Annotated in this window: 28 protein-coding genes and 2 pseudogenes; all 30 read right to left on the bottom strand. The window is 49.9% G+C overall.

Translation table 11 applies throughout. From position 1 onward, the window contains the following. Positions 1–5: 5 nt before the first annotated feature. The 30 genes and pseudogenes from rpsD to fusA all read right to left on the bottom strand — a co-directional run bounded on the left by rpsD (position 6) and on the right by fusA (position 16828). Positions 6–626, bottom strand: coding sequence for a 30S ribosomal protein S4 (gene rpsD, locus ACQ86O_RS07480; protein WP_431224710.1), 621 nt, complete (start codon positions 624–626; stop codon positions 6–8). A 33-nt stretch (positions 627–659) separates the two neighbouring features. After that, a complete protein-coding gene (gene rpsK, locus ACQ86O_RS07475; protein WP_004929731.1) occupies positions 660–1049 on the bottom strand; it encodes a 30S ribosomal protein S11 in 390 nt (129 codons plus the stop codon). 16 nt (positions 1050–1065) lie between these two features. After that, positions 1066–1422 carry a 30S ribosomal protein S13 gene (rpsM, locus tag ACQ86O_RS07470; protein WP_380676858.1) on the bottom strand — a complete coding sequence of 119 codons (357 nt, stop codon included), beginning with the start codon at positions 1420–1422 and terminating at the stop codon, positions 1066–1068. A gap of 146 nt (positions 1423–1568) precedes the next feature. Next, positions 1569–1685, bottom strand: a complete 117-nt coding sequence (gene rpmJ, locus ACQ86O_RS07465) for a 50S ribosomal protein L36 (protein ID WP_002227352.1) — start codon at positions 1683–1685, stop codon at positions 1569–1571. A gap of 33 nt (positions 1686–1718) precedes the next feature. Then, complete coding sequence (gene secY / locus ACQ86O_RS07460) at positions 1719–3050, bottom strand: preprotein translocase subunit SecY (protein ID WP_021182218.1); 1332 nt, start codon at positions 3048–3050, stop codon at positions 1719–1721. A gap of 7 nt (positions 3051–3057) precedes the next feature. Then, positions 3058–3492: a 50S ribosomal protein L15 gene (gene rplO, locus ACQ86O_RS07455; RefSeq protein ID WP_020837232.1), complete on the bottom strand. Its 435-nt coding sequence runs from the start codon at positions 3490–3492 to the stop codon at positions 3058–3060. A 3-nt stretch (positions 3493–3495) separates the two neighbouring features. Then, positions 3496–3675: a 50S ribosomal protein L30 gene (gene rpmD, locus ACQ86O_RS07450; RefSeq protein ID WP_004956161.1), complete on the bottom strand. Its 180-nt coding sequence runs from the start codon at positions 3673–3675 to the stop codon at positions 3496–3498. Positions 3676–3681: 6 nt separating this feature from the next. Then, positions 3682–4182 (bottom strand): 30S ribosomal protein S5, encoded by a 501-nt coding sequence (rpsE, locus tag ACQ86O_RS07445; RefSeq protein ID WP_004929747.1) that lies wholly within the window; start codon positions 4180–4182, stop codon positions 3682–3684. Positions 4183–4196: 14 nt separating this feature from the next. Further along, positions 4197–4550, bottom strand: coding sequence for a 50S ribosomal protein L18 (gene rplR, locus ACQ86O_RS07440; RefSeq protein WP_431224709.1), 354 nt, complete (start codon positions 4548–4550; stop codon positions 4197–4199). 9 nt (positions 4551–4559) lie between these two features. Continuing rightward, positions 4560–5093 carry a 50S ribosomal protein L6 gene (rplF, locus tag ACQ86O_RS07435; protein ID WP_431224708.1) on the bottom strand — a complete coding sequence of 178 codons (534 nt, stop codon included), beginning with the start codon at positions 5091–5093 and terminating at the stop codon, positions 4560–4562. Positions 5094–5107: 14 nt separating this feature from the next. Continuing rightward, positions 5108–5499 (bottom strand): annotated as a pseudogene (gene rpsH, locus ACQ86O_RS07430) (30S ribosomal protein S8). Positions 5500–5529: 30 nt separating this feature from the next. Next, entirely contained in the window at positions 5530–5835 is a 306-nt protein-coding gene (gene rpsN, locus ACQ86O_RS07425) for a 30S ribosomal protein S14 (RefSeq protein WP_037425862.1), read from the bottom strand. A 13-nt stretch (positions 5836–5848) separates the two neighbouring features. Beyond that, the gene (rplE, locus tag ACQ86O_RS07420) at positions 5849–6388 is read right to left on the bottom strand and encodes a 50S ribosomal protein L5 (RefSeq protein WP_004951155.1); all 540 of its coding nucleotides are present in this window, start codon (positions 6386–6388) and stop codon (positions 5849–5851) included. A 14-nt stretch (positions 6389–6402) separates the two neighbouring features. Further along, positions 6403–6717, bottom strand: coding sequence for a 50S ribosomal protein L24 (rplX, locus tag ACQ86O_RS07415; RefSeq protein ID WP_431224707.1), 315 nt, complete (start codon positions 6715–6717; stop codon positions 6403–6405). Positions 6718–6727: 10 nt separating this feature from the next. After that, positions 6728–7099 carry a 50S ribosomal protein L14 gene (gene rplN / locus ACQ86O_RS07410; protein WP_000613954.1) on the bottom strand — a complete coding sequence of 124 codons (372 nt, stop codon included), beginning with the start codon at positions 7097–7099 and terminating at the stop codon, positions 6728–6730. A gap of 166 nt (positions 7100–7265) precedes the next feature. Then, complete coding sequence (rpsQ, locus tag ACQ86O_RS07405; protein WP_431224706.1) at positions 7266–7520, bottom strand: 30S ribosomal protein S17; 255 nt, start codon at positions 7518–7520, stop codon at positions 7266–7268. Further along, entirely contained in the window at positions 7521–7712 is a 192-nt protein-coding gene (gene rpmC, locus ACQ86O_RS07400; RefSeq protein ID WP_002218942.1) for a 50S ribosomal protein L29, read from the bottom strand. Next, a complete protein-coding gene (rplP, locus tag ACQ86O_RS07395) occupies positions 7712–8122 on the bottom strand; it encodes a 50S ribosomal protein L16 (RefSeq protein ID WP_004929764.1) in 411 nt (136 codons plus the stop codon). Before rplP ends, rpmC begins: the two co-directional genes overlap by 1 nt. 12 nt (positions 8123–8134) lie before the next feature. Next, complete coding sequence (gene rpsC, locus ACQ86O_RS07390) at positions 8135–8833, bottom strand: 30S ribosomal protein S3 (protein ID WP_004956187.1); 699 nt, start codon at positions 8831–8833, stop codon at positions 8135–8137. Positions 8834–8850: 17 nt separating this feature from the next. Then, complete coding sequence (gene rplV / locus ACQ86O_RS07385) at positions 8851–9183, bottom strand: 50S ribosomal protein L22 (RefSeq protein WP_002223844.1); 333 nt, start codon at positions 9181–9183, stop codon at positions 8851–8853. Between the two features lie 14 nt (positions 9184–9197). Then, positions 9198–9476 carry a 30S ribosomal protein S19 gene (gene rpsS / locus ACQ86O_RS07380; RefSeq protein WP_004929772.1) on the bottom strand — a complete coding sequence of 93 codons (279 nt, stop codon included), beginning with the start codon at positions 9474–9476 and terminating at the stop codon, positions 9198–9200. 14 nt (positions 9477–9490) lie between these two features. Beyond that, positions 9491–10315, bottom strand: a complete 825-nt coding sequence (gene rplB, locus ACQ86O_RS07375; protein ID WP_073534774.1) for a 50S ribosomal protein L2 — start codon at positions 10313–10315, stop codon at positions 9491–9493. Positions 10316–10333: 18 nt separating this feature from the next. Continuing rightward, positions 10334–10635: pseudogene (gene rplW / locus ACQ86O_RS07370) on the bottom strand (50S ribosomal protein L23). Next, positions 10632–11237 (bottom strand): 50S ribosomal protein L4, encoded by a 606-nt coding sequence (gene rplD / locus ACQ86O_RS07365; RefSeq protein WP_004929779.1) that lies wholly within the window; start codon positions 11235–11237, stop codon positions 10632–10634. The pseudogene rplW and the gene rplD overlap by 4 nt, the downstream one beginning before the upstream one ends. Positions 11238–11247: 10 nt before the next feature. Beyond that, positions 11248–11877, bottom strand: coding sequence for a 50S ribosomal protein L3 (gene rplC, locus ACQ86O_RS07360; RefSeq protein ID WP_431224705.1), 630 nt, complete (start codon positions 11875–11877; stop codon positions 11248–11250). Positions 11878–11909: 32 nt separating this feature from the next. Continuing rightward, on the bottom strand, positions 11910–12221 hold the full coding sequence (gene rpsJ, locus ACQ86O_RS07355; RefSeq protein WP_001181005.1) for a 30S ribosomal protein S10: 312 nt from the start codon (positions 12219–12221) through the stop codon (positions 11910–11912). Between the two features lie 361 nt (positions 12222–12582). Beyond that, positions 12583–13062 (bottom strand): bacterioferritin, encoded by a 480-nt coding sequence (bfr, locus tag ACQ86O_RS07350; RefSeq protein ID WP_431224704.1) that lies wholly within the window; start codon positions 13060–13062, stop codon positions 12583–12585. A 74-nt stretch (positions 13063–13136) separates the two neighbouring features. Next, positions 13137–13331 (bottom strand): bacterioferritin-associated ferredoxin, encoded by a 195-nt coding sequence (gene bfd / locus ACQ86O_RS07345; RefSeq protein ID WP_431225676.1) that lies wholly within the window; start codon positions 13329–13331, stop codon positions 13137–13139. 132 nt (positions 13332–13463) lie between these two features. Then, positions 13464–14648, bottom strand: coding sequence for an elongation factor Tu (gene tuf / locus ACQ86O_RS07340; protein ID WP_431224703.1), 1185 nt, complete (start codon positions 14646–14648; stop codon positions 13464–13466). Between the two features lie 71 nt (positions 14649–14719). Continuing rightward, positions 14720–16828, bottom strand: a complete 2109-nt coding sequence (gene fusA, locus ACQ86O_RS07335) for an elongation factor G (protein ID WP_431224702.1) — start codon at positions 16826–16828, stop codon at positions 14720–14722. Between the last annotated feature and the right edge of the window lies 1 nt (position 16829).

Below are 16829 nucleotides of genomic sequence, written 5' to 3'. Positions count from 1 at the left end.
AAGCCTTACTTGGAGTAAAGCTCGACGATCAGGTGTTCGTTAATGTCGGCGGACAGATCAGTACGTTCAGGAATACGTTTGAACACACCTTCCATCTTCGCAGCATCAACTTCCAGCCAAGTCGGCTTTTCACGCTGCTCAGCCAGCTCCAGAGAAGCCTTAACACGAGACTGCTTTTTAGCTTTCTCGCGGATGCTGACTACGTCATTCGGAGATACCTGATAAGAAGCGATGTTAACAACGCGACCATTTACCATAACTGCTTTGTGGCTAACCAACTGACGTGATTCTGCACGAGTGGCGCCGAAGCCCATACGGTAAACTACGTTGTCCAGACGACCTTCCAGAAGGGCTAACAGGTTTTCACCAGTGTTACCTTTCAGGCGGGTTGCTGCTTTGTAATAGTTACGGAATTGACGCTCCAGAACACCGTACATACGGCGAACTTTTTGCTTTTCACGCAACTGCACACCGTAGTCAGACAGACGCGGTTTACGCGCACCATGTTGACCAGGTGGTTGTTCAATTTTGCATTTTGAATCTATCGCGCGAACGCCAGACTTCAGGAACAGGTCTGTGCCCTCGCGGCGGCTAAGCTTGAGCTTAGGACCCAAATATCTTGCCATTTTCTTTCTCCAACAATCCGAAAAGCAGGGGCGTTACACGCGACGCTTTTTCGGCGGACGACAACCGTTATGAGGGATCGGAGTCACATCAGTAATATTAGTGATGCGGAAACCAGCCGCGTTCAGAGCGCGGATAGTAGACTCACGACCAGGACCAGGTCCTTTAACCATAACTTCCAGGTTCTTGATACCGTATTCTTTTACTGCGTCAGCACAACGTTCGGCTGCAACCTGAGCTGCAAACGGAGTTGACTTACGAGAACCACGGAAACCGGAACCACCGGCAGTTGCCCAACCCAAAGCATTACCCTGACGATCGGTAATAGTCACAATGGTGTTGTTGAAAGAAGCATGGATATGAGCCACGCCGTCAGAGACTTGTTTTCTTACACGCTTACGTGTACGAACAGGTGCCTTTGCCATTATTCAATCACCCCGATTATTTCTTGATCGGTTTACGCGGACCCTTACGGGTACGTGCGTTGGTCTTAGTACGCTGACCGCGCACTGGCAGACCACGACGATGACGCAAACCACGGTATGTACCAAGATCCATCAGACGCTTGATGCTCAGGGTAACTTCACGACGCAAATCACCTTCAACAGTGAATTTGGCAACCGCTTCACGCAGTTGTTCAATTTGCTCTTCAGACAGCTCACTGATCTTAACATTTTCAGCAATACCCGTTGTAGCACAGATAGACTGTGAACGAGTTTTGCCGATTCCGAAGATCGACGTTAACGCGATAACGGTATGTTTATGATCAGGAATGTTAATGCCTGCTATACGGGCCACTATGCACTCCTACTAATTTTTACGGCAACACCATTCTGAAAAGCCCGTTTTCAGGATACTCAAATAATGTTGCAGCTACATACAAAAGATTGGCTGGCTAATCTAGCCAGCTCAACCCAACTTTGCAAGAAAAATATGCGAGATAATCAGCCTTGACGCTGTTTATGCTTCGGCTCGGCGCTGCAAATCACACGAACGACACCGTTACGCTTAACGATTTTGCAGTTACGACATAATTTCTTGACGGAAGCACGAACTTTCATTTTTACTCTCCGTAACTTCTCAAACGCACCAGATTAGCGGTTATAGCCTTTCAGGTTTGCTTTCTTCAATGCAGACTCGTACTGACTTGACATCATCAGAGTTTGCACTTGAGCCATAAAGTCCATGATGACGACAACAACGATCAGTAGCGAGGTACCACCAAAGTAGAATGGTACTTTCATCGCATCACGCATGAACTCCGGGATCAGGCAGATGAAAGTAATGTACATCGCGCCCACCAGGGTTAAACGCGTCATTACTTTATCGATATACTTCGCCGTTTGCTCTCCCGGACGAATTCCTGGTACGAAGGCACCGGACTTCTTCAGGTTATCTGCTGTTTCACGCGGGTTGAAAACCAACGCCGTGTAGAAGAAACAGAAGAAGATGATTGCAGACGCATAGAGTAACACATAAAGCGGTTGCCCAGGCTGCAAATACAGCGAAATCGTTGTCAGCCAGTTCCAACCGGTACCGCCCCCAAACCATGATGCAATCGTGGCAGGGAACAGAATAATGCTGGAAGCGAAGATTGCCGGGATAACCCCTGCCATGTTCACTTTCAACGGTAAGTGTGTGCTCTGTGCTGCGTAAACTCGACGACCTTGTTGACGTTTCGCATAGTTAACGACGATACGACGTTGACCACGTTCGATGAAAACAACGAAGAAGGTTACTGCAAACACTAATACTGCAACCAACAGCAACAGGAGGAAGTGCAGGTCGCCTTGCCGAGCTTGCTCAATAGTATGGCCAACTGCCGGCGGAAGACCCGCCACAATACCCGCGAAGATAATGATCGAGATACCGTTACCGATACCACGTTCAGTAATCTGCTCACCCAGCCACATCAGGAACATTGTCCCGGTGACCAGACTCACTACCGCAGTAAAGTAGAATGCAAAGCCTGGATTTAACACCAGGCCCTGCATACCAGGCATATTCGGAAGACCGGTAGCAATACCGATCGACTGGAATATGGCTAATACCAGCGTACCGTAACGGGTGTACTGGCTAATCTTGCGACGGCCAGCCTCCCCTTCTTTCTTGATTTCTGCTAACGCTGGGTGAACCACCGTTAATAGCTGGATAATGATCGACGCCGAAATATACGGCATGATCCCCAGAGCGAAGATAGAAGCACGGCTGAGAGCACCACCAGAGAACATGTTAAACATTTCAATGATAGTGCCCCTCTGCTGCTCGAGCAATTTGGCAAGCACAGTGGCATCGATACCAGGAATCGGAATAAAAGAGCCGATGCGGAAAACAATCAGCGCGCCGATAACAAACAAAAGTCTGCGCTTCAGCTCGCCGAGTCCGCCTTTAGCACTTTGAAAATCTAATCCTGGTTGCTTAGCCATCTGCTACTTATTCCTCAATTTTACCGCCAGCAGCTTCGATAGCAGCACGAGCGCCTTTGGTGACACGCAGACCACGCAGAGTAACCGGACGAGCGATTTCGCCAGAAAGCATAACTTTCGCGAACTCGATCTGGGTACCAACAACGTTAGCGGCTTTCAGCGTGTTCAGGTCGATTACGTCGCCTTCAACAAGAGCCAGTTCAGACAGACGAACTTCTGCCGTGATCATAGCTTTGCGAGAGGTGAAGCCGAATTTCGGCAAACGACGATATAAAGGCATCTGACCACCTTCAAAACCACGACGTACGCCACCACCAGAACGAGAGTTCTGACCTTTGTGACCACGACCAGCGGTTTTACCCAGGCCAGAACCAATACCACGACCTACACGCTTCGGCGCATGCTTGGCACCTTCAGCCGGAGACAGAGTATTTAAACGCATCTGTTACTCCTCAACTTTAACCATGTAGGAAACCAGGTTGATCATACCGCGTACAGCAGGAGTATCCTCGCGCTCTACAGTGTGACCAATACGACGCAGACCCAGACCGAGCAGTGTAGCTTTATGCTTCGGCAGACGGCCAATGGAGCTGCGAACTTGTGTAACTTTGATAGTCTTAGCCATGGTCAATTACCCCAGAATGTCTGCAACGGATTTACCACGCTTGGCAGCGACCATTTCAGGAGACTTCATATTTGCCAAAGCGTCGATAGTTGCACGAACCACGTTGATCGGGTTGGTGGAACCATAAGCTTTAGCCAATACGTTGTGCACCCCAGCAACTTCGAGAACGGCGCGCATTGCACCACCCGCGATGATACCGGTACCTTCATGAGCTGGCTGCATGAACACACGGGAACCCGTATGAGCACCTTTAACAGGATGCTGCAGGGTGCCGCTGTTCAGCGCGACATTCATCATGTTGCGACGGGCTTTTTCCATCGCTTTCTGGATCGCTGCTGGAACTTCGCGTGCTTTGCCGTAGCCAAAACCAACGCGACCGTTACCATCACCAACAACTGTCAGTGCGGTAAAGCTGAAAATACGGCCACCTTTTACGGTTTTAGATACGCGGTTTACCGCGATCAGCTTTTCCTGCAGTTCGCCAGCTTGTTTTTCGATGTGAGCCATCTTAAACCTCTTCCTTAGAACTGAAGGCCAGCTTCACGGGCAGCATCTGCCAGTGCCTGGACTCGACCATGATATTGGAAACCGGAACGGTCAAAGGATACTTTCGCAATCCCTTTTTCCAACGCGCGCTCAGCCAGAGCTTTACCTACGGCTGCTGCTGCGTCTTTGTTACCGGAGTACTTCAGTTGCTCACTGATAGCTTTTTCTACAGTAGAAGCGGCTACCAGTACTTCAGAACCATTTGGAGCAATTACCTGTGCGTAAATATGACGCGGGGTACGATGTACCACCAGGCGGGTTGCACCCAGTTCTTTGAGCTTACGGCGTGCGCGGGTCGCACGACGGATACGAGCAGATTTCTTATCCATAGTGTTACCTTACTTCTTCTTAGCCTCTTTGGTACGCACGACTTCGTCGGCGTAACGGACACCCTTGCCTTTGTATGGCTCAGGACGGCGGTAGGCACGCAGATCTGCAGCAACCTGGCCAATAGCCTGCTTATCAGCGCCTTTCAGCACGATTTCAGTTTGGCTTGGACATTCAGCAGTAATACCTGCTGGCAGCTGGTGATCGATTGGGTGAGAGAAGCCCAGGGCTAAATTCACCACGTTGCCTTTAACGGCAGCACGATAACCAACACCTACCAGTTGAAGCTTCTTGGTGAAGCCTTCGGTAACACCGACAACCATTGCGTTCAGCAGAGCGCGCGTGGTACCCGCGAGGGCCCATGCGTTGGCAAAACCTTCGCGCGGTGCGAAAGTCAGTGCATTAGCTTCTTGCTTCACTTCAACGGCGTCATGGACTGTACGAGTCAGCTCGCCGTTCTTACCCTTAATCGAAATAACCTGACCGTTGAGTTTTACCTCTACGCCGGCAGGAATGACGACGGGTGCTTTTGCAACACGAGACATTCTTTCCTCCCGAATTAAGCTACGTAGCAGATAATCTCGCCACCAAGACCAGCTTGGCGAGCTGCACGATCGGTCATAACACCTTTAGAGGTAGAAATAACAGCGATACCCAGACCGGCCATAACTTTTGGCAGCTCATCTTTTTCTTATAGATGCGCAAACCTGGACGACTGATACGCTGAATGCTTTCTACCACTGCCTTGCCCTGGAAGTACTTCAGTACCAGTTCCAGAACAGGCTTGGCATCGCCTTCGACTTTGAAATCTTCAATAAAACCTTCTTCCTTCAGCACGTTGGCAATTGCCACTTTCAGCTTGGAGGAAGGCATGGTGACCGCAACTTTGTTCGCGGCTTGACCGTTACGGATACGGGTCAGCATATCCGCGATCGGATCTTGCATGCTCATCTGTCTTTACTCCCGTGATTCAATTGGTAATTACCAGCTAGCCTTTTTCAAGCCTGGTACTTCACCGCGCATAGCGGCTTCACGTAGCTTGATACGGCTCAACCCGAATTTGCCCACATAACCATGTGGACGGCCAGTTTGGCGGCAGCGTTTACGCTGACGAGACGGGCTGGAATCACGCGGCAGAGTTTGCAGCTTGAGAACAGCATCCCAACGATCTTCGTCGGATGAGTTCACACCAGAAATGATAGCTTTCAATTCCTCGCGTTTCGCGCGGTACTTGTCAGCCAGTTTCACGCGAACGACTTCGCGTGCTTTCATTGATTGCTTAGCCATCAGTAACCCTGCCTTACTTGCGGAACGGGAAGTTAAAAGCAGCCAACAGCGCGCGGCCTTCATCATCAGATTTCGCAGTAGTGGTAATGGTAATATCCAAACCACGAACGCGATCGACTTTGTCGTAGTCGATTTCTGGGAAGATGATTTGCTCACGCACACCCATGCTGTAGTTACCACGGCCATCGAATGACTTAGCGGACAAGCCACGGAAGTCACGGATACGTGGAACAGCAATGGAAATCAGACGCTCAAAGAACTCCCACATGCGTTCGCCACGCAGAGTTACTTTACAGCCGATCGGATAGCCCTGGCGGATTTTGAAGCCTGCAACAGATTTGCGTGCTTTGGTGATAAACGGCTTTTGACCGGAGATTGCTGCCAAGTCAGCTGCTGCATTATCCAGCAGTTTCTTGTCAGCGATCGCTTCACCAACACCCATATTCAGGGTGATCTTCTCGACCCGAGGGACTTGCATGACAGAGTTGTAATCAAACTGAGACATCAGTTGTTTGACTACCTCGTCTTTGTAGTAATCATGCAGTTTCGCCATCGTCATACTCCAAATTACTTGATAGTTTCGCTGTTAGATTTGAAGAAACGGACTTTTTTGCCGTCTTCGAATCTAAAGCCTACACGGTCAGCCTTACCGGTAGCCGCGTTGAACAGTGCAATGTTGGAAACCTGAATAGAAGCTTCTTTTTCAACAATGCCACCTGGTTGGTTCAGGGCCGGTACAGGCTTCTGATGTTTCTTAACCAGGTTGATACCTTCAACAATGACCTTACCAGCAGACAGGACATTTTTTACTTTACCGCGCTTACCTTTGTCTTTCCCGGTAAGAACGATAACTTCGTCATCACGACGGATTTTCGCTGCCATGGTTCGCTCCTTAGAGTACTTCTGGTGCCAGAGAGATAATTTTCATGAACTTCTCATTACGCAGTTCACGAGTTACCGGCCCAAAAATACGCGTACCGATAGGTTGCTCGCTGTTATTGTTTAAAATAACGCATGCATTACCATCGAAGCGAATGACAGAACCGTCCGGGCGACGTACACCCTTCTTGGTGCGCACCACTACCGCCTTCAGCACATCGCCTTTCTTCACCTTACCGCGAGGAATTGCTTCCTTGATGGTAATTTTGATGATGTCGCCGACGCCTGCGTAGCGACGGTGCGAGCCACCTAGAACCTTGATACACATTACGCGACGTGCACCGGAGTTGTCGGCCACGTTCAGCATAGTCTGTTCTTGGATCATGTTAGTGCTCCGCTAATGTCAACTACAACTTTAGGACCCATTACTAGGTCGTTGAAAAGCCCCATAACCGAGGGCGCAGCATTATAACACCGCTTCCAAAGTATGGGTAGAAAAAATAAACGGCTCATTTTCTGAGCCGTTTATTAAGTAAGAGCCAGCTACTCTATTACAGAATCGCTTTCTCTACAACGCGAACCAACGTCCAGGACTTACTCTTGGACAGTGGACGGCATTCGCGGATTTCAACCACGTCACCGATACCACATTCGTTGTTCTCGTCATGTACATGCAGCTTAGTCGTACGCTTGATGAATTTCCCATACATTGGGTGCTTCACCGTGCGCTCGATAGCAACAACCATGGATTTCTCCATTTTGTCACTAACAACACGACCTTGCAGAGTACGGATAATATCAGTCATTTACGCACCCGCCTTTTCAGTCAGTAAAGTCTTAACGCGTGCGACATTACGGCGCACTTGTTTCAACAGGTGAGTTTGTTGCAGTTGGCCACTCGCCGCCTGCATGCGTAAGTTAAATTGCTCACGCAGCAGGTTGAGCAGCTCAGTGTTCAGCTCTTCAACACTTTTTTCACGCAGCTCTTGTGCTTTCATTACATCACCGTCTTAGTTACAAAGGTGGTTTTGATCGGCAGTTTCGCTGCTGCCAGCTTGAATGCTTCACGGGCGACTTCTTCCGGTACACCGTCCATTTCGTACAGGACTTTACCAGGTTGGATCAGGGCAACCCAATACTCCACGTTCCCCTTACCTTTACCCATACGCACTTCAAGCGGCTTCTCGGTGATCGGTTTGTCCGGGAATACACGGATCCAGATCTTACCTTGACGCTTAACTGCACGAGTCATTGCACGACGAGCTGCTTCGATTTGACGAGCAGTCAGACGGCCACGGCCAACAGCTTTCAGACCGAAAGTGCCGAAGCTAACATCCGTACCTTGCGCCAGACCACGGTTGCGGCCCTTGTGCACCTTACGGAATTTTGTACGCTTTGGTTGTAACATCAGCGACTCTCCTTACTTGCGGCCTTTACGCTGCTGCTTTTTAGGTTGAGCAGCCGGTTCCGGTTGTTCAACTGCAGCCATACCACCCAGGATCTCACCTTTGAAGATCCATACCTTAACGCCGATTACACCGTAAGTGGTGTGCGCTTCAGATGTGTTGTAATCGATATCCGCACGCAGTGTGTGCAACGGAACACGACCTTCACGGTACCATTCGGTACGCGCGATTTCAGCACCGCCAAGACGGCCGCTTACTTCAACTTTGATACCTTTAGCGCCAAGACGCATTGCGTTCTGTACAGCACGCTTCATAGCACGACGGAACATAACGCGACGTTCCAGCTGTGAAGTGATGCTGTCAGCAACCAATTTTGCGTCCAGTTCCGGTTTACGGACTTCGGCGATGTTAATCTGCGCAGGAACGCCAGCGATATCCGCTACGACCTTACGCAGTTTTTCGACATCTTCACCTTTCTTGCCGATAACGATGCCTGGACGAGCAGTGTGAATAGTCACACGGATGCTCTTCGCAGGACGCTCGATAACGATGCGAGAAACGGAAGCTTTCGCCAGTTCTTTAGTCAAGAATTGGCGAACTTTAAAGTCGCTGTCCAGGTTGTCAGCGAATTCTTTGGTATTCGCATACCAAGTAGAGTTCCAAGGTTTGACAATACCCAGGCGAATACCATTAGGATGTACTTTCTGACCCATTGCTAGTCTCCAGAGTCTCAGCGATCGGACACAACCACAGTAATGTGGCTGGTGCGCTTCAGGATGCGATCTGCACGACCTTTTGCACGCGGCATAATGCGCTTCATGCTTGGGCCTTCGTCTACGAAGATTTTCGTGACTTTCAGATCATCGATGTCAGCGCCATCGTTGTGTTCTGCGTTAGCAATGGCAGACTCCAGTACCTTCTTAACCAGACCAGCAGCTTTCTTGTTGGTGTAGGTCAGAGTTTCCAGAGCTTGCGACACTTTCTTACCGCGGATCAGGTCTGCAACAAGGCGAACCTTCTGAGCAGAAGAACGAGCGTGGCGATGTTTAGCGATAGTTTCCATCTCTTCCTCCTACCTTAGCGCTTTTTAGCTTTTTTATCAGCCGCATGGCCGCGATAAGTACGAGTCGGCGCGAATTCACCCAGTTTGTGACCGACCATTTCATCGGAAACGAACACTGGTACGTGCTGACGACCATTATGGACAGCGATGGTCAAACCGATCATGTTAGGAAAGATCGTTGAACGACGGGACCAAGTGCGCAAAGGCTTCTTGTCACCGCTTTCCACCGCTTTCTCTACCTTCTTCAGCAAGTGCAGGTCAATAAAAGGACCTTTCTTGAGAGAACGTGGCATGGCTTATCCTCTAATTATTTTTTACTACGGCGACGTACGATGAACTTGTCAGTACGCTTGTTGCTACGGGTCTTCTTACCTTTGGTCTGAACGCCCCACGGAGTTACCGGGTGCTTACCAAAGTTACGACCTTCACCACCACCGTGCGGGTGATCTACTGGGTTCATCGCCGTACCGCGAACGGTAGGACGAACACCACGCCAACGTGCAGCACCTGCTTTACCCAGAACGCGAAGCATATGTTCAGCGTTACCGACTTCACCCAGGGTGGCGCGGCAATCAACTGGAACTTTACGCATTTCGCCAGAGCGCAGACGCAGAGTTACGTAGGAACCATCACGTGCAACGATCTGAACGTAGGCACCAGCAGAACGAGCCATTTGGCCGCCTTTACCTGGTTTCATTTCTACGTTATGAACCGTTGAACCTACTGGGATGTTGCGCATAGGCAGGGTGTTACCCGCTTTGATTGCAGCATCAACGCCAGATTGGATCTGGTCACCAGCTTTCAGGCCTTTCGGCGCAAGGATATAACGGCGTTCGCCGTCTTTGTACAGAACCAGCGCGATGTTCGCGGAACGGTTCGGATCGTACTCCAGACGCTCAACCACAGCAGGGATACCATCTTTGTTGCGTTTGAAGTCAACCAGACGATAATGTTGCTTGTGGCCACCACCGATATGACGGGTGGTGATACGGCCATTGTTGTTACGACCACCACTTTTGCTCAATTTCTCAAGCAGTGGGGCATAAGGTTTACCCTTGTGCAGCTCAGGGTTAACCACTTTAACAACGTGGCGACGACCCGGAGATGTAGGTTTACATTTAACAATTGCCATTGTTCTTACTCCTCCGACTTACTCTGCGCCGCCGATGAAGTCCAGATTCTGGCCTTCTTTCAGGGTGACGTAAGCTTTTTCCAGTCGCTACGACGACCAACACGCTGACCTTGACGCTTCACTTTGCCTTTAACCAGCAGGGTGTTAACGTCTTCGACTTCGACTTCAAACAGTTTCTGCACTGCAGCTTTGATTTCTGCTTTGGTCGCGTCTTTGGCAACTTTGAGAACGATGGTGTTGCTTTTTTCCATCGCAGCGGATGCTTTTTCAGATACGTGCGGTGCACGCAGCACTTTCAGCAAACGTTCTTCACGGATCATGCCAGCATCTCCTCAACTTGCTTCACAGCATCAGCAGTCATAACCACTTTGTCGAAGGCGATCAGGCTAACTGGGTCGATACCTGCTACATCGCGCACGTCAACCTTATACAGGTTGCGAGCTGCCAGGAACAGATTCTCATCCAGTTCACCGGTCACGATCAGCACATCTTCCAGAGCCATATCTTTCAGTTTCTGTGCAAGCAGCTTAGTTTTAGGCGCTTCTACAGAGAACTTCTCGACAACGATCAGACGATCTTGACGTACCAGTTCGGACAGGATGCTTTTCAGCGCGCCGCGGTACATCTTTTTGTTTACTTTCTGACTGTGGTCTTGTGGCTTAGCAGCGAAGGTTACACCACCAGAACGCCAGATCGGGCTCTTTACAGAACCTGAACGCGCACGGCCAGTACCTTTCTGGCGCCACGGTTTTTTACCGGAACCAGTCACTTCAGCACGGGTCTTCTGAGCACGGGTACCTTGACGGGCACCTGCTGCATAAGCAACAACAACCTGGTGTACCAGCGCTTCGTTGAAATCACGACCGAAGGTAGTTTCGGAAACAGTCAGCGCGCTTTGCGCGTCTTTCAATACTAATTCCATTGCTATCCCCTTACGCCTTCACAGCTGGTTTAACGATCAGGTTGCCACCGGTTGCGCCCGGTACCGCACCTTTAACCAGCAGCAGGTTGCGCTCAGCGTCAACACGTACTACGTCCAGGCTTTGAACGGTTACACGTTCGTCACCCAGGTGGCCAGCCATTTTCTTGCCTTTGAACACTTTGCCCGGAGTCTGGTTCTGACCGATAGAACCCGGAACGCGGTGAGACAAGGAGTTACCGTGGGTAGCGTCTTGGGTACGGAAGTTCCAGCGCTTTACAGTGCCAGCAAAACCTTTACCTTTAGAAGTACCGGTAACATCGACTTTTTTAACTTCAGCGAAGATTTCTACGCTGATTTCTTGACCTGCAGTGAACTCTTGACCTTCTTCAAGGCGGAATTCCCACAGACCACGGCCAGCTTCAACGCCAGCTTTAGCGAAATGGCCCGCTTCCGGCTTGGTCACACGGTTAGCTTTTTTGCTACCGGTAGTGACCTGAACGGCACGGTACCCGTCGTTAGCCAGGTCTTTAACCTGAGTCACGCGGTTCGCTTCAATTTCAATCACGGTTACTGGGATAGAAACGCCATCTTCAGTGAAGATACGAGTCATGCCCACTTTTTTACCGACTAAACCAATCATTGTTTCAACCTCTCAATCGCTCAATGACCTGATTAACCCAGGCTGATCTGCACGTCTACACCGGCAGCCAGATCCAGACGCATCAGAGCATCAACGGTTTTCTCGGTTGGCTCAACGATGTCAACCAGACGCTTGTGAGTGCGAATCTCGTACTGATCACGCGCATCTTTGTTGACGTGCGGAGAGATCAGAACGGTAAAGCGCTCTTTGCGAGTTGGCAGCGGGATCGGACCACGGACTTGCGCACCAGTGCGCTTAGCAGTCTCGACGATTTCCGCAGTTGATTGATCGATCAGGCGATGATCAAACGCTTTCAGGCGGATACGGATTCTTTGGTTCTGCATGAGACCAGAGCTCCAATTATTTATAAACGTAAATAATTACTCCTCACACCCATTTCGATTGATGGGGGAGTGTAATCGTCAACATATAACCCCCATATCGGGAGTATTGTTCGAAAGACAAAAAGGTCTTGTCAGTCGACTGATTCGCTAAAATCAGGCTTACCAAGATTAGGTAAGCCCGCGCATTATACGCAAAATGGGGCAGGTTGCAAGCCACGGATGGAAATATGCTCAAAATGAGCGGCAATTTGGCGGGGCATGGGATTCAGCTGAGGGAAATACGGCGAGAAAGAAAACCGGCTCCCCCGGCCCTAGCGCTTTAAGGGGCAAGCATGCGGGGGAGCAAATGGGAGATATCAAATCAGTCTTTGCGTTCCAACACCTGTGCTTGCGCATAGTTTTGAATACCCAGCCGCTCAATCAGGCTCAATTCGGTTTCCAACCAATCGATGTGCCCTTCCTCATCGGCCAGTATCTCTTTCATCAGATCGCGGCTGACATAATCATGGATAGAATCAGCATAGGCGATACCTTCCCGCAGATTTTTGGCTCCTTCCAGCTCGAGAACCAAATCAGATCTCAGCATCTCTTCAATATCTTCGCCGATATTCAGTTTACCGAGATCCTGCAGGTTAGGTATCCCTTCAAGAAATAGAATACGCTCGATATAGCGATCGGCATGTTTCATCTCATCGATAGACTCGTGGTATTCCTTGTCGTTGAGACGCATCAAACCCCAGTTTTTGAACATTCGCGCGTGCAGGAAGTATTGATTGATGGCAACTAGCTCGTTACCGAGCAGTTTGTTTAGATGAGCAATGATTTTTTTATCGCCTTTCATAGGTAAATCCTCCTGGGCAGTTCTAACAGTGTAGAACCTGTAGACCAAGAGTCAAAAAATAACCTTACCTTTAGTTAGGCAACTTCGTGCATATGAATAATGGTTCCGCTTTCCTCCACCATAATCTGTCTTGCCTGGCGAATGCATTTTCCACAATCAGTACCAATCGGCACAAGTTCACGCAGTTGTTTCATGGTATGAGGATTATGCTGACGCACGACTTTACGAATAGCGCTGTCAGTCACGGCATTACACAGGCAAACATACATAGAGAGACTCACTTCTTAACCAATGCTGTAAGTCTAAATAGGAATGCTTTTTATTTCAATTAAGATTTGAGGGAATTGCATAAAAAAAGGGCACCGAAGTGCCCTCTTTTTGTGTCGAAAAATTATCAGCGATTAAGCGATAACTTTAGCAACAACACCAGCGCCAACAGTACGGCCGCCTTCACGGATTGCGAAACGCAGACCGTCGTCCATCGCGATTGGGTGGATCAGGGTAACAACCATGTTCACGTTATCGCCAGGCATTACCATCTCTACGCCTTCTGGCAGTTCGATGGTACCGGTCACGTCAGTGGTACGGAAGTAGAACTGTGGACGGTAGCCTTTGAAGAATGGCGTATGACGACCACCTTCTTCTTTGCTCAGGATATACACTTCTGAGTCAAATTTGGTGTGTGGCTTGATAGAACCTGGTTTGGCCAGAACCTGACCACGTTCGATATCTTCACGCTTGATACCACGCAGCAGAACACCAACGTTCTCACCCGCACGGCCTTCGTCCAGCAGTTTGCGGAACATTTCTACGCCAGTACAGGTAGACTTAACGGTGTCTTTGATACCAACGATTTCAACTTCTTCGCCAACTTTAACGATACCGCGCTCAACACGACCGGTAACAACGGTACCACGACCAGAGATGGAGAATACGTCTTCGATTGGCAGCAGGAACGGCTTGTCGATAGCACGCTCTGGTTCTGGGATGTAAGAATCCAGGTGACCAGCCAGCTCGATGATTTTAGCTTCCCACTCAGCTTCGCCTTCCAGTGCTTTCAGCGCTGAACCACGAACAACCGGCAGGTCATCACCAGGGAAGTCATAAGCAGACAGAAGTTCACGAACTTCCATTTCTACCAGTTCCAGCAGCTCTTCATCATCAACCATGTCACATTTGTTCATGAATACGATGATGTAAGGAACGCCAACCTGACGACCCAGCAGGATGTGCTCACGAGTCTGAGGCATAGGGCCGTCAGTCGCTGCTACAACCAGGATAGCGCCGTCCATCTGAGCAGCACCGGTGATCATGTTTTTCACGTAGTCGGCGTGCCCTGGGCAGTCAACGTGCGCGTAGTGACGAGTCGGGGTGTCATATTCAACGTGAGAAGTGTTGATGGTGATACCACGAGCTTTTTCTTCTGGTGCGTTATCGATCTGGTCGAAAGCACGTGCAGAACCACCGTAGGTTTTAGCCAGAACGGTAGTGATTGCGGCAGTCAGGGTAGTTTTACCGTGGTCAACGTGGCCGATAGTACCAACGTTAACGTGCGGTTTGGAACGTTCAAATTTTTCTTTAGACACGGCTATATTCCTTAACTCTTATGCTCCCCCTCATGGAGAGAGCACTGGATCAATGTTTTAAACCCGAAAGCTTATTTACCACGGGCTTCGATAACGGCCAGAGCGACGTTGTTCGGCGCTTCAGCATACTTCAGGAACTCCATGGAGTATGAAGCACGGCCCTGGGTCTGAGAACGCAGGTCAGTAGCATAACCAAACATTTCAGACAGCGGAACCTGAGCGCGGACGGTTTTACCGGTGGCAGTATCATCCATGCCTTCGATCATACCGCGACGACGGTTCAGGTCACCAATTACGTCACCCATGTAATCTTCAGGGGTTTCGATTTCAACTTTCATGATTGGCTCAAGCAGAGCTGGTTTAGCTTTCTTGAACGCTTCTTTAAATGCCAGAGAAGCGGCCAATTTAAACGCCAGTTCAGAGGAGTCAACATCATGGTAAGAACCGTAATGCAGACGGACCTTGATATCAACAACCGGGTAGCCAGCCAGAGGACCAGACTTAAGCTGTTCCTGCATGCCTTTATCAACGGCCGGGATGAATTCCTTAGGAATCGTACCACCCACGATATCGTTGACAAATTCATAGCCAACACCGCCTGGTTCCAGTGGCATCATATCGATCACAACGTGACCGTACTGACCACGACCACCAGACTGCTTGGCGTGTTTACCTTCAACGTCTTTAATCGTTTCACGGATCGTTTCACGGTAAGCAACCTGCGGCTTACCGACGTTCGCTTCAACGTTAAATTCGCGACGCATACGGTCAACCAGGATATCCAGGTGAAGTTCACCCATACCTGCGATGATGGTCTGACCTGATTCTTCGTCAGTCCATACGCGGAATGATGGATCTTCCTTCGCCAGACGGCCCAGAGCCAGACCCATTTTTTCCTGGTCAGCTTTGGTTTTTGGTTCTACCGCAACGGAGATTACCGGCTCAGGGAACTCCATACGCTCCAGAATGATCACATTACTTGGATCACACAGAGTGTCACCGGTAGTTACGTCTTTCAGACCGATAGCCGCAGCGATGTCGCCTGCACGAACTTCTTTGATCTCTTCACGCTTGTTAGCGTGCATCTGAACGATACGGCCCAGACGCTCGCGCTGCGATTTTACTGAGTTCAGCACGGTATCACCGGAGTTAACCACACCGGAGTACACGCGGAAGAACGTCAGGTTACCCACGAATGGGTCGGTAGCGATTTTGAACGCCAGTGCAGCAAACGGCTCTTTGTCGTCAGAATGACGAACCGCCGGAGTGTCTTTACCGTCGTCCAGGATACCGTTGATGGCTTCAACGTCATTCGGCGCTGGCAGATATTCGATAACCGCATCCAGCATTGCCTGTACGCCTTTGTTCTTGAACGCAGAACCACAGGTAACCAGAATGATTTCGTTTTTCAGCACACGCTGACGCAGAGCTTTCTTGATTTCTTCCTCGGTCAGCTCTTCGCCGCCCAGGTATTTGTCCATCAGCTCTTCTGAAGCTTCAGCAGCAGACTCAACCAGATTCTGGCGCCATTCATCAGCCAGATCCTGCATGTCAGCCGGGATGTCTTCGTATTCGAAGGTCACGCCCGCGTCAGCTTCGTTCCAGTTGATGGCTTTCATTTTCACCAGGTCGATAACACCGGTGAATTTCTCTTCTGCGCCGATAGCCAGTTGCAATGGAACTGGGTTGGCTGCCAGACGAGCTTTGATCTGACCAACAACTTTCAGGAAGTTAGCACCCATACGGTCCATTTTGTTAACGAACGCGATGCGTGGAACTTTGTATTTGTTAGCCTGACGCCATACAGTTTCAGACTGTGGCTGAACACCACCAACAGCACAGTAAACCATTACCGCACCATCAAGAACACGCATAGAACGTTCTACTTCGATAGTGAAGTCAACGTGCCCTGGGGTGTCGATGATGTTTACGCGGTGCGGCTCAAACTGTTTGGCCATACCAGACCAAAAAGCAGTGGTCGCTGCAGAAGTAATGGTAATACCACGCTCCTGCTCCTGTTCCATCCAGTCCATGGTGGCAGCGCCGTCATGAACTTCACCGATTTTGTGGTTTACACCGGTGTAGAACAGAATACGTTCGGTAGTGGTAGTCTTACCGGCGTCGATGTGAGCACTGATACCGATATTGCGGTAGCGCTCAATGGGTGTTGTACGAGCCATT

Source organism: Serratia sp. L9 (assembly GCF_050632285.1).
Lineage (GTDB): Bacteria > Pseudomonadota > Gammaproteobacteria > Enterobacterales > Enterobacteriaceae > Chania.
The sequence above is the reverse complement of the archived record's forward strand: the minus strand, read 5'-3'. Positions and strand labels throughout refer to the sequence as shown.

Bases quoted from the DNA above. Each gene is read 5' to 3' on its own strand.
- rpsD (WP_431224710.1), bottom strand. From the start codon at position 626: ATGGCAAGATATTTGGGTCCTAAGCTCAAGCTTAGCCGCCGCGAGGGC.
- rpsK (WP_004929731.1), bottom strand. From the start codon at position 1,049: ATGGCAAAGGCACCTGTTCGTACACGTAAGCGTGTAAGAAAACAAGTC.
- rpmJ (WP_002227352.1), bottom strand. From the start codon at position 1,685: ATGAAAGTTCGTGCTTCCGTCAAGAAATTATGTCGTAACTGCAAAATC.
- secY (WP_021182218.1), bottom strand. From the start codon at position 3,050: ATGGCTAAGCAACCAGGATTAGATTTTCAAAGTGCTAAAGGCGGACTC.
- rplO (WP_020837232.1), bottom strand. From the start codon at position 3,492: ATGCGTTTAAATACTCTGTCTCCGGCTGAAGGTGCCAAGCATGCGCCG.
- rpmD (WP_004956161.1), bottom strand. From the start codon at position 3,675: ATGGCTAAGACTATCAAAGTTACACAAGTTCGCAGCTCCATTGGCCGT.
- rpsE (WP_004929747.1), bottom strand. From the start codon at position 4,182: ATGGCTCACATCGAAAAACAAGCTGGCGAACTGCAGGAAAAGCTGATC.
- rplR (WP_431224709.1), bottom strand. From the start codon at position 4,550: ATGGATAAGAAATCTGCTCGTATCCGTCGTGCGACCCGCGCACGCCGT.
- rplF (WP_431224708.1), bottom strand. From the start codon at position 5,093: ATGTCTCGTGTTGCAAAAGCACCCGTCGTCATTCCTGCCGGCGTAGAG.
- rpsN (WP_037425862.1), bottom strand. From the start codon at position 5,835: ATGGCTAAGCAATCAATGAAAGCACGCGAAGTCGTTCGCGTGAAACTG.
- rplE (WP_004951155.1), bottom strand. From the start codon at position 6,388: ATGGCGAAACTGCATGATTACTACAAAGACGAGGTAGTCAAACAACTG.
- rplX (WP_431224707.1), bottom strand. From the start codon at position 6,717: ATGGCAGCGAAAATCCGTCGTGATGACGAAGTTATCGTTCTTACCGGG.
- rplN (WP_000613954.1), bottom strand. From the start codon at position 7,099: ATGATCCAAGAACAGACTATGCTGAACGTGGCCGACAACTCCGGTGCA.
- rpsQ (WP_431224706.1), bottom strand. From the start codon at position 7,520: ATGACTGATATTATCCGTACTCTGCAAGGTCGTGTTGTTAGTGACAAA.
- rpmC (WP_002218942.1), bottom strand. From the start codon at position 7,712: ATGAAAGCACAAGAGCTGCGTGAAAAAAGTGTTGAAGAGCTGAACACT.
- rplP (WP_004929764.1), bottom strand. From the start codon at position 8,122: ATGTTACAACCAAAGCGTACAAAATTCCGTAAGGTGCACAAGGGCCGC.
- rpsC (WP_004956187.1), bottom strand. From the start codon at position 8,833: ATGGGTCAGAAAGTACATCCTAATGGTATTCGCCTGGGTATTGTCAAA.
- rplV (WP_002223844.1), bottom strand. From the start codon at position 9,183: ATGGAAACTATCGCTAAACATCGCCACGCTCGTTCTTCTGCTCAGAAG.
- rpsS (WP_004929772.1), bottom strand. From the start codon at position 9,476: ATGCCACGTTCTCTCAAGAAAGGTCCTTTTATTGACCTGCACTTGCTG.
- rplB (WP_073534774.1), bottom strand. From the start codon at position 10,315: ATGGCAATTGTTAAATGTAAACCTACATCTCCGGGTCGTCGCCACGTT.
- rplD (WP_004929779.1), bottom strand. From the start codon at position 11,237: ATGGAATTAGTATTGAAAGACGCGCAAAGCGCGCTGACTGTTTCCGAA.
- rplC (WP_431224705.1), bottom strand. From the start codon at position 11,877: ATGATTGGTTTAGTCGGTAAAAAAGTGGGCATGACTCGTATCTTCACT.
- rpsJ (WP_001181005.1), bottom strand. From the start codon at position 12,221: ATGCAGAACCAAAGAATCCGTATCCGCCTGAAAGCGTTTGATCATCGC.
- bfr (WP_431224704.1), bottom strand. From the start codon at position 13,062: ATGAAAGGCGATAAAAAAATCATTGCTCATCTAAACAAACTGCTCGGT.
- bfd (WP_431225676.1), bottom strand. From the start codon at position 13,331: ATGTATGTTTGCCTGTGTAATGCCGTGACTGACAGCGCTATTCGTAAA.
- fusA (WP_431224702.1), bottom strand. From the start codon at position 16,828: ATGGCTCGTACAACACCCATTGAGCGCTACCGCAATATCGGTATCAGT.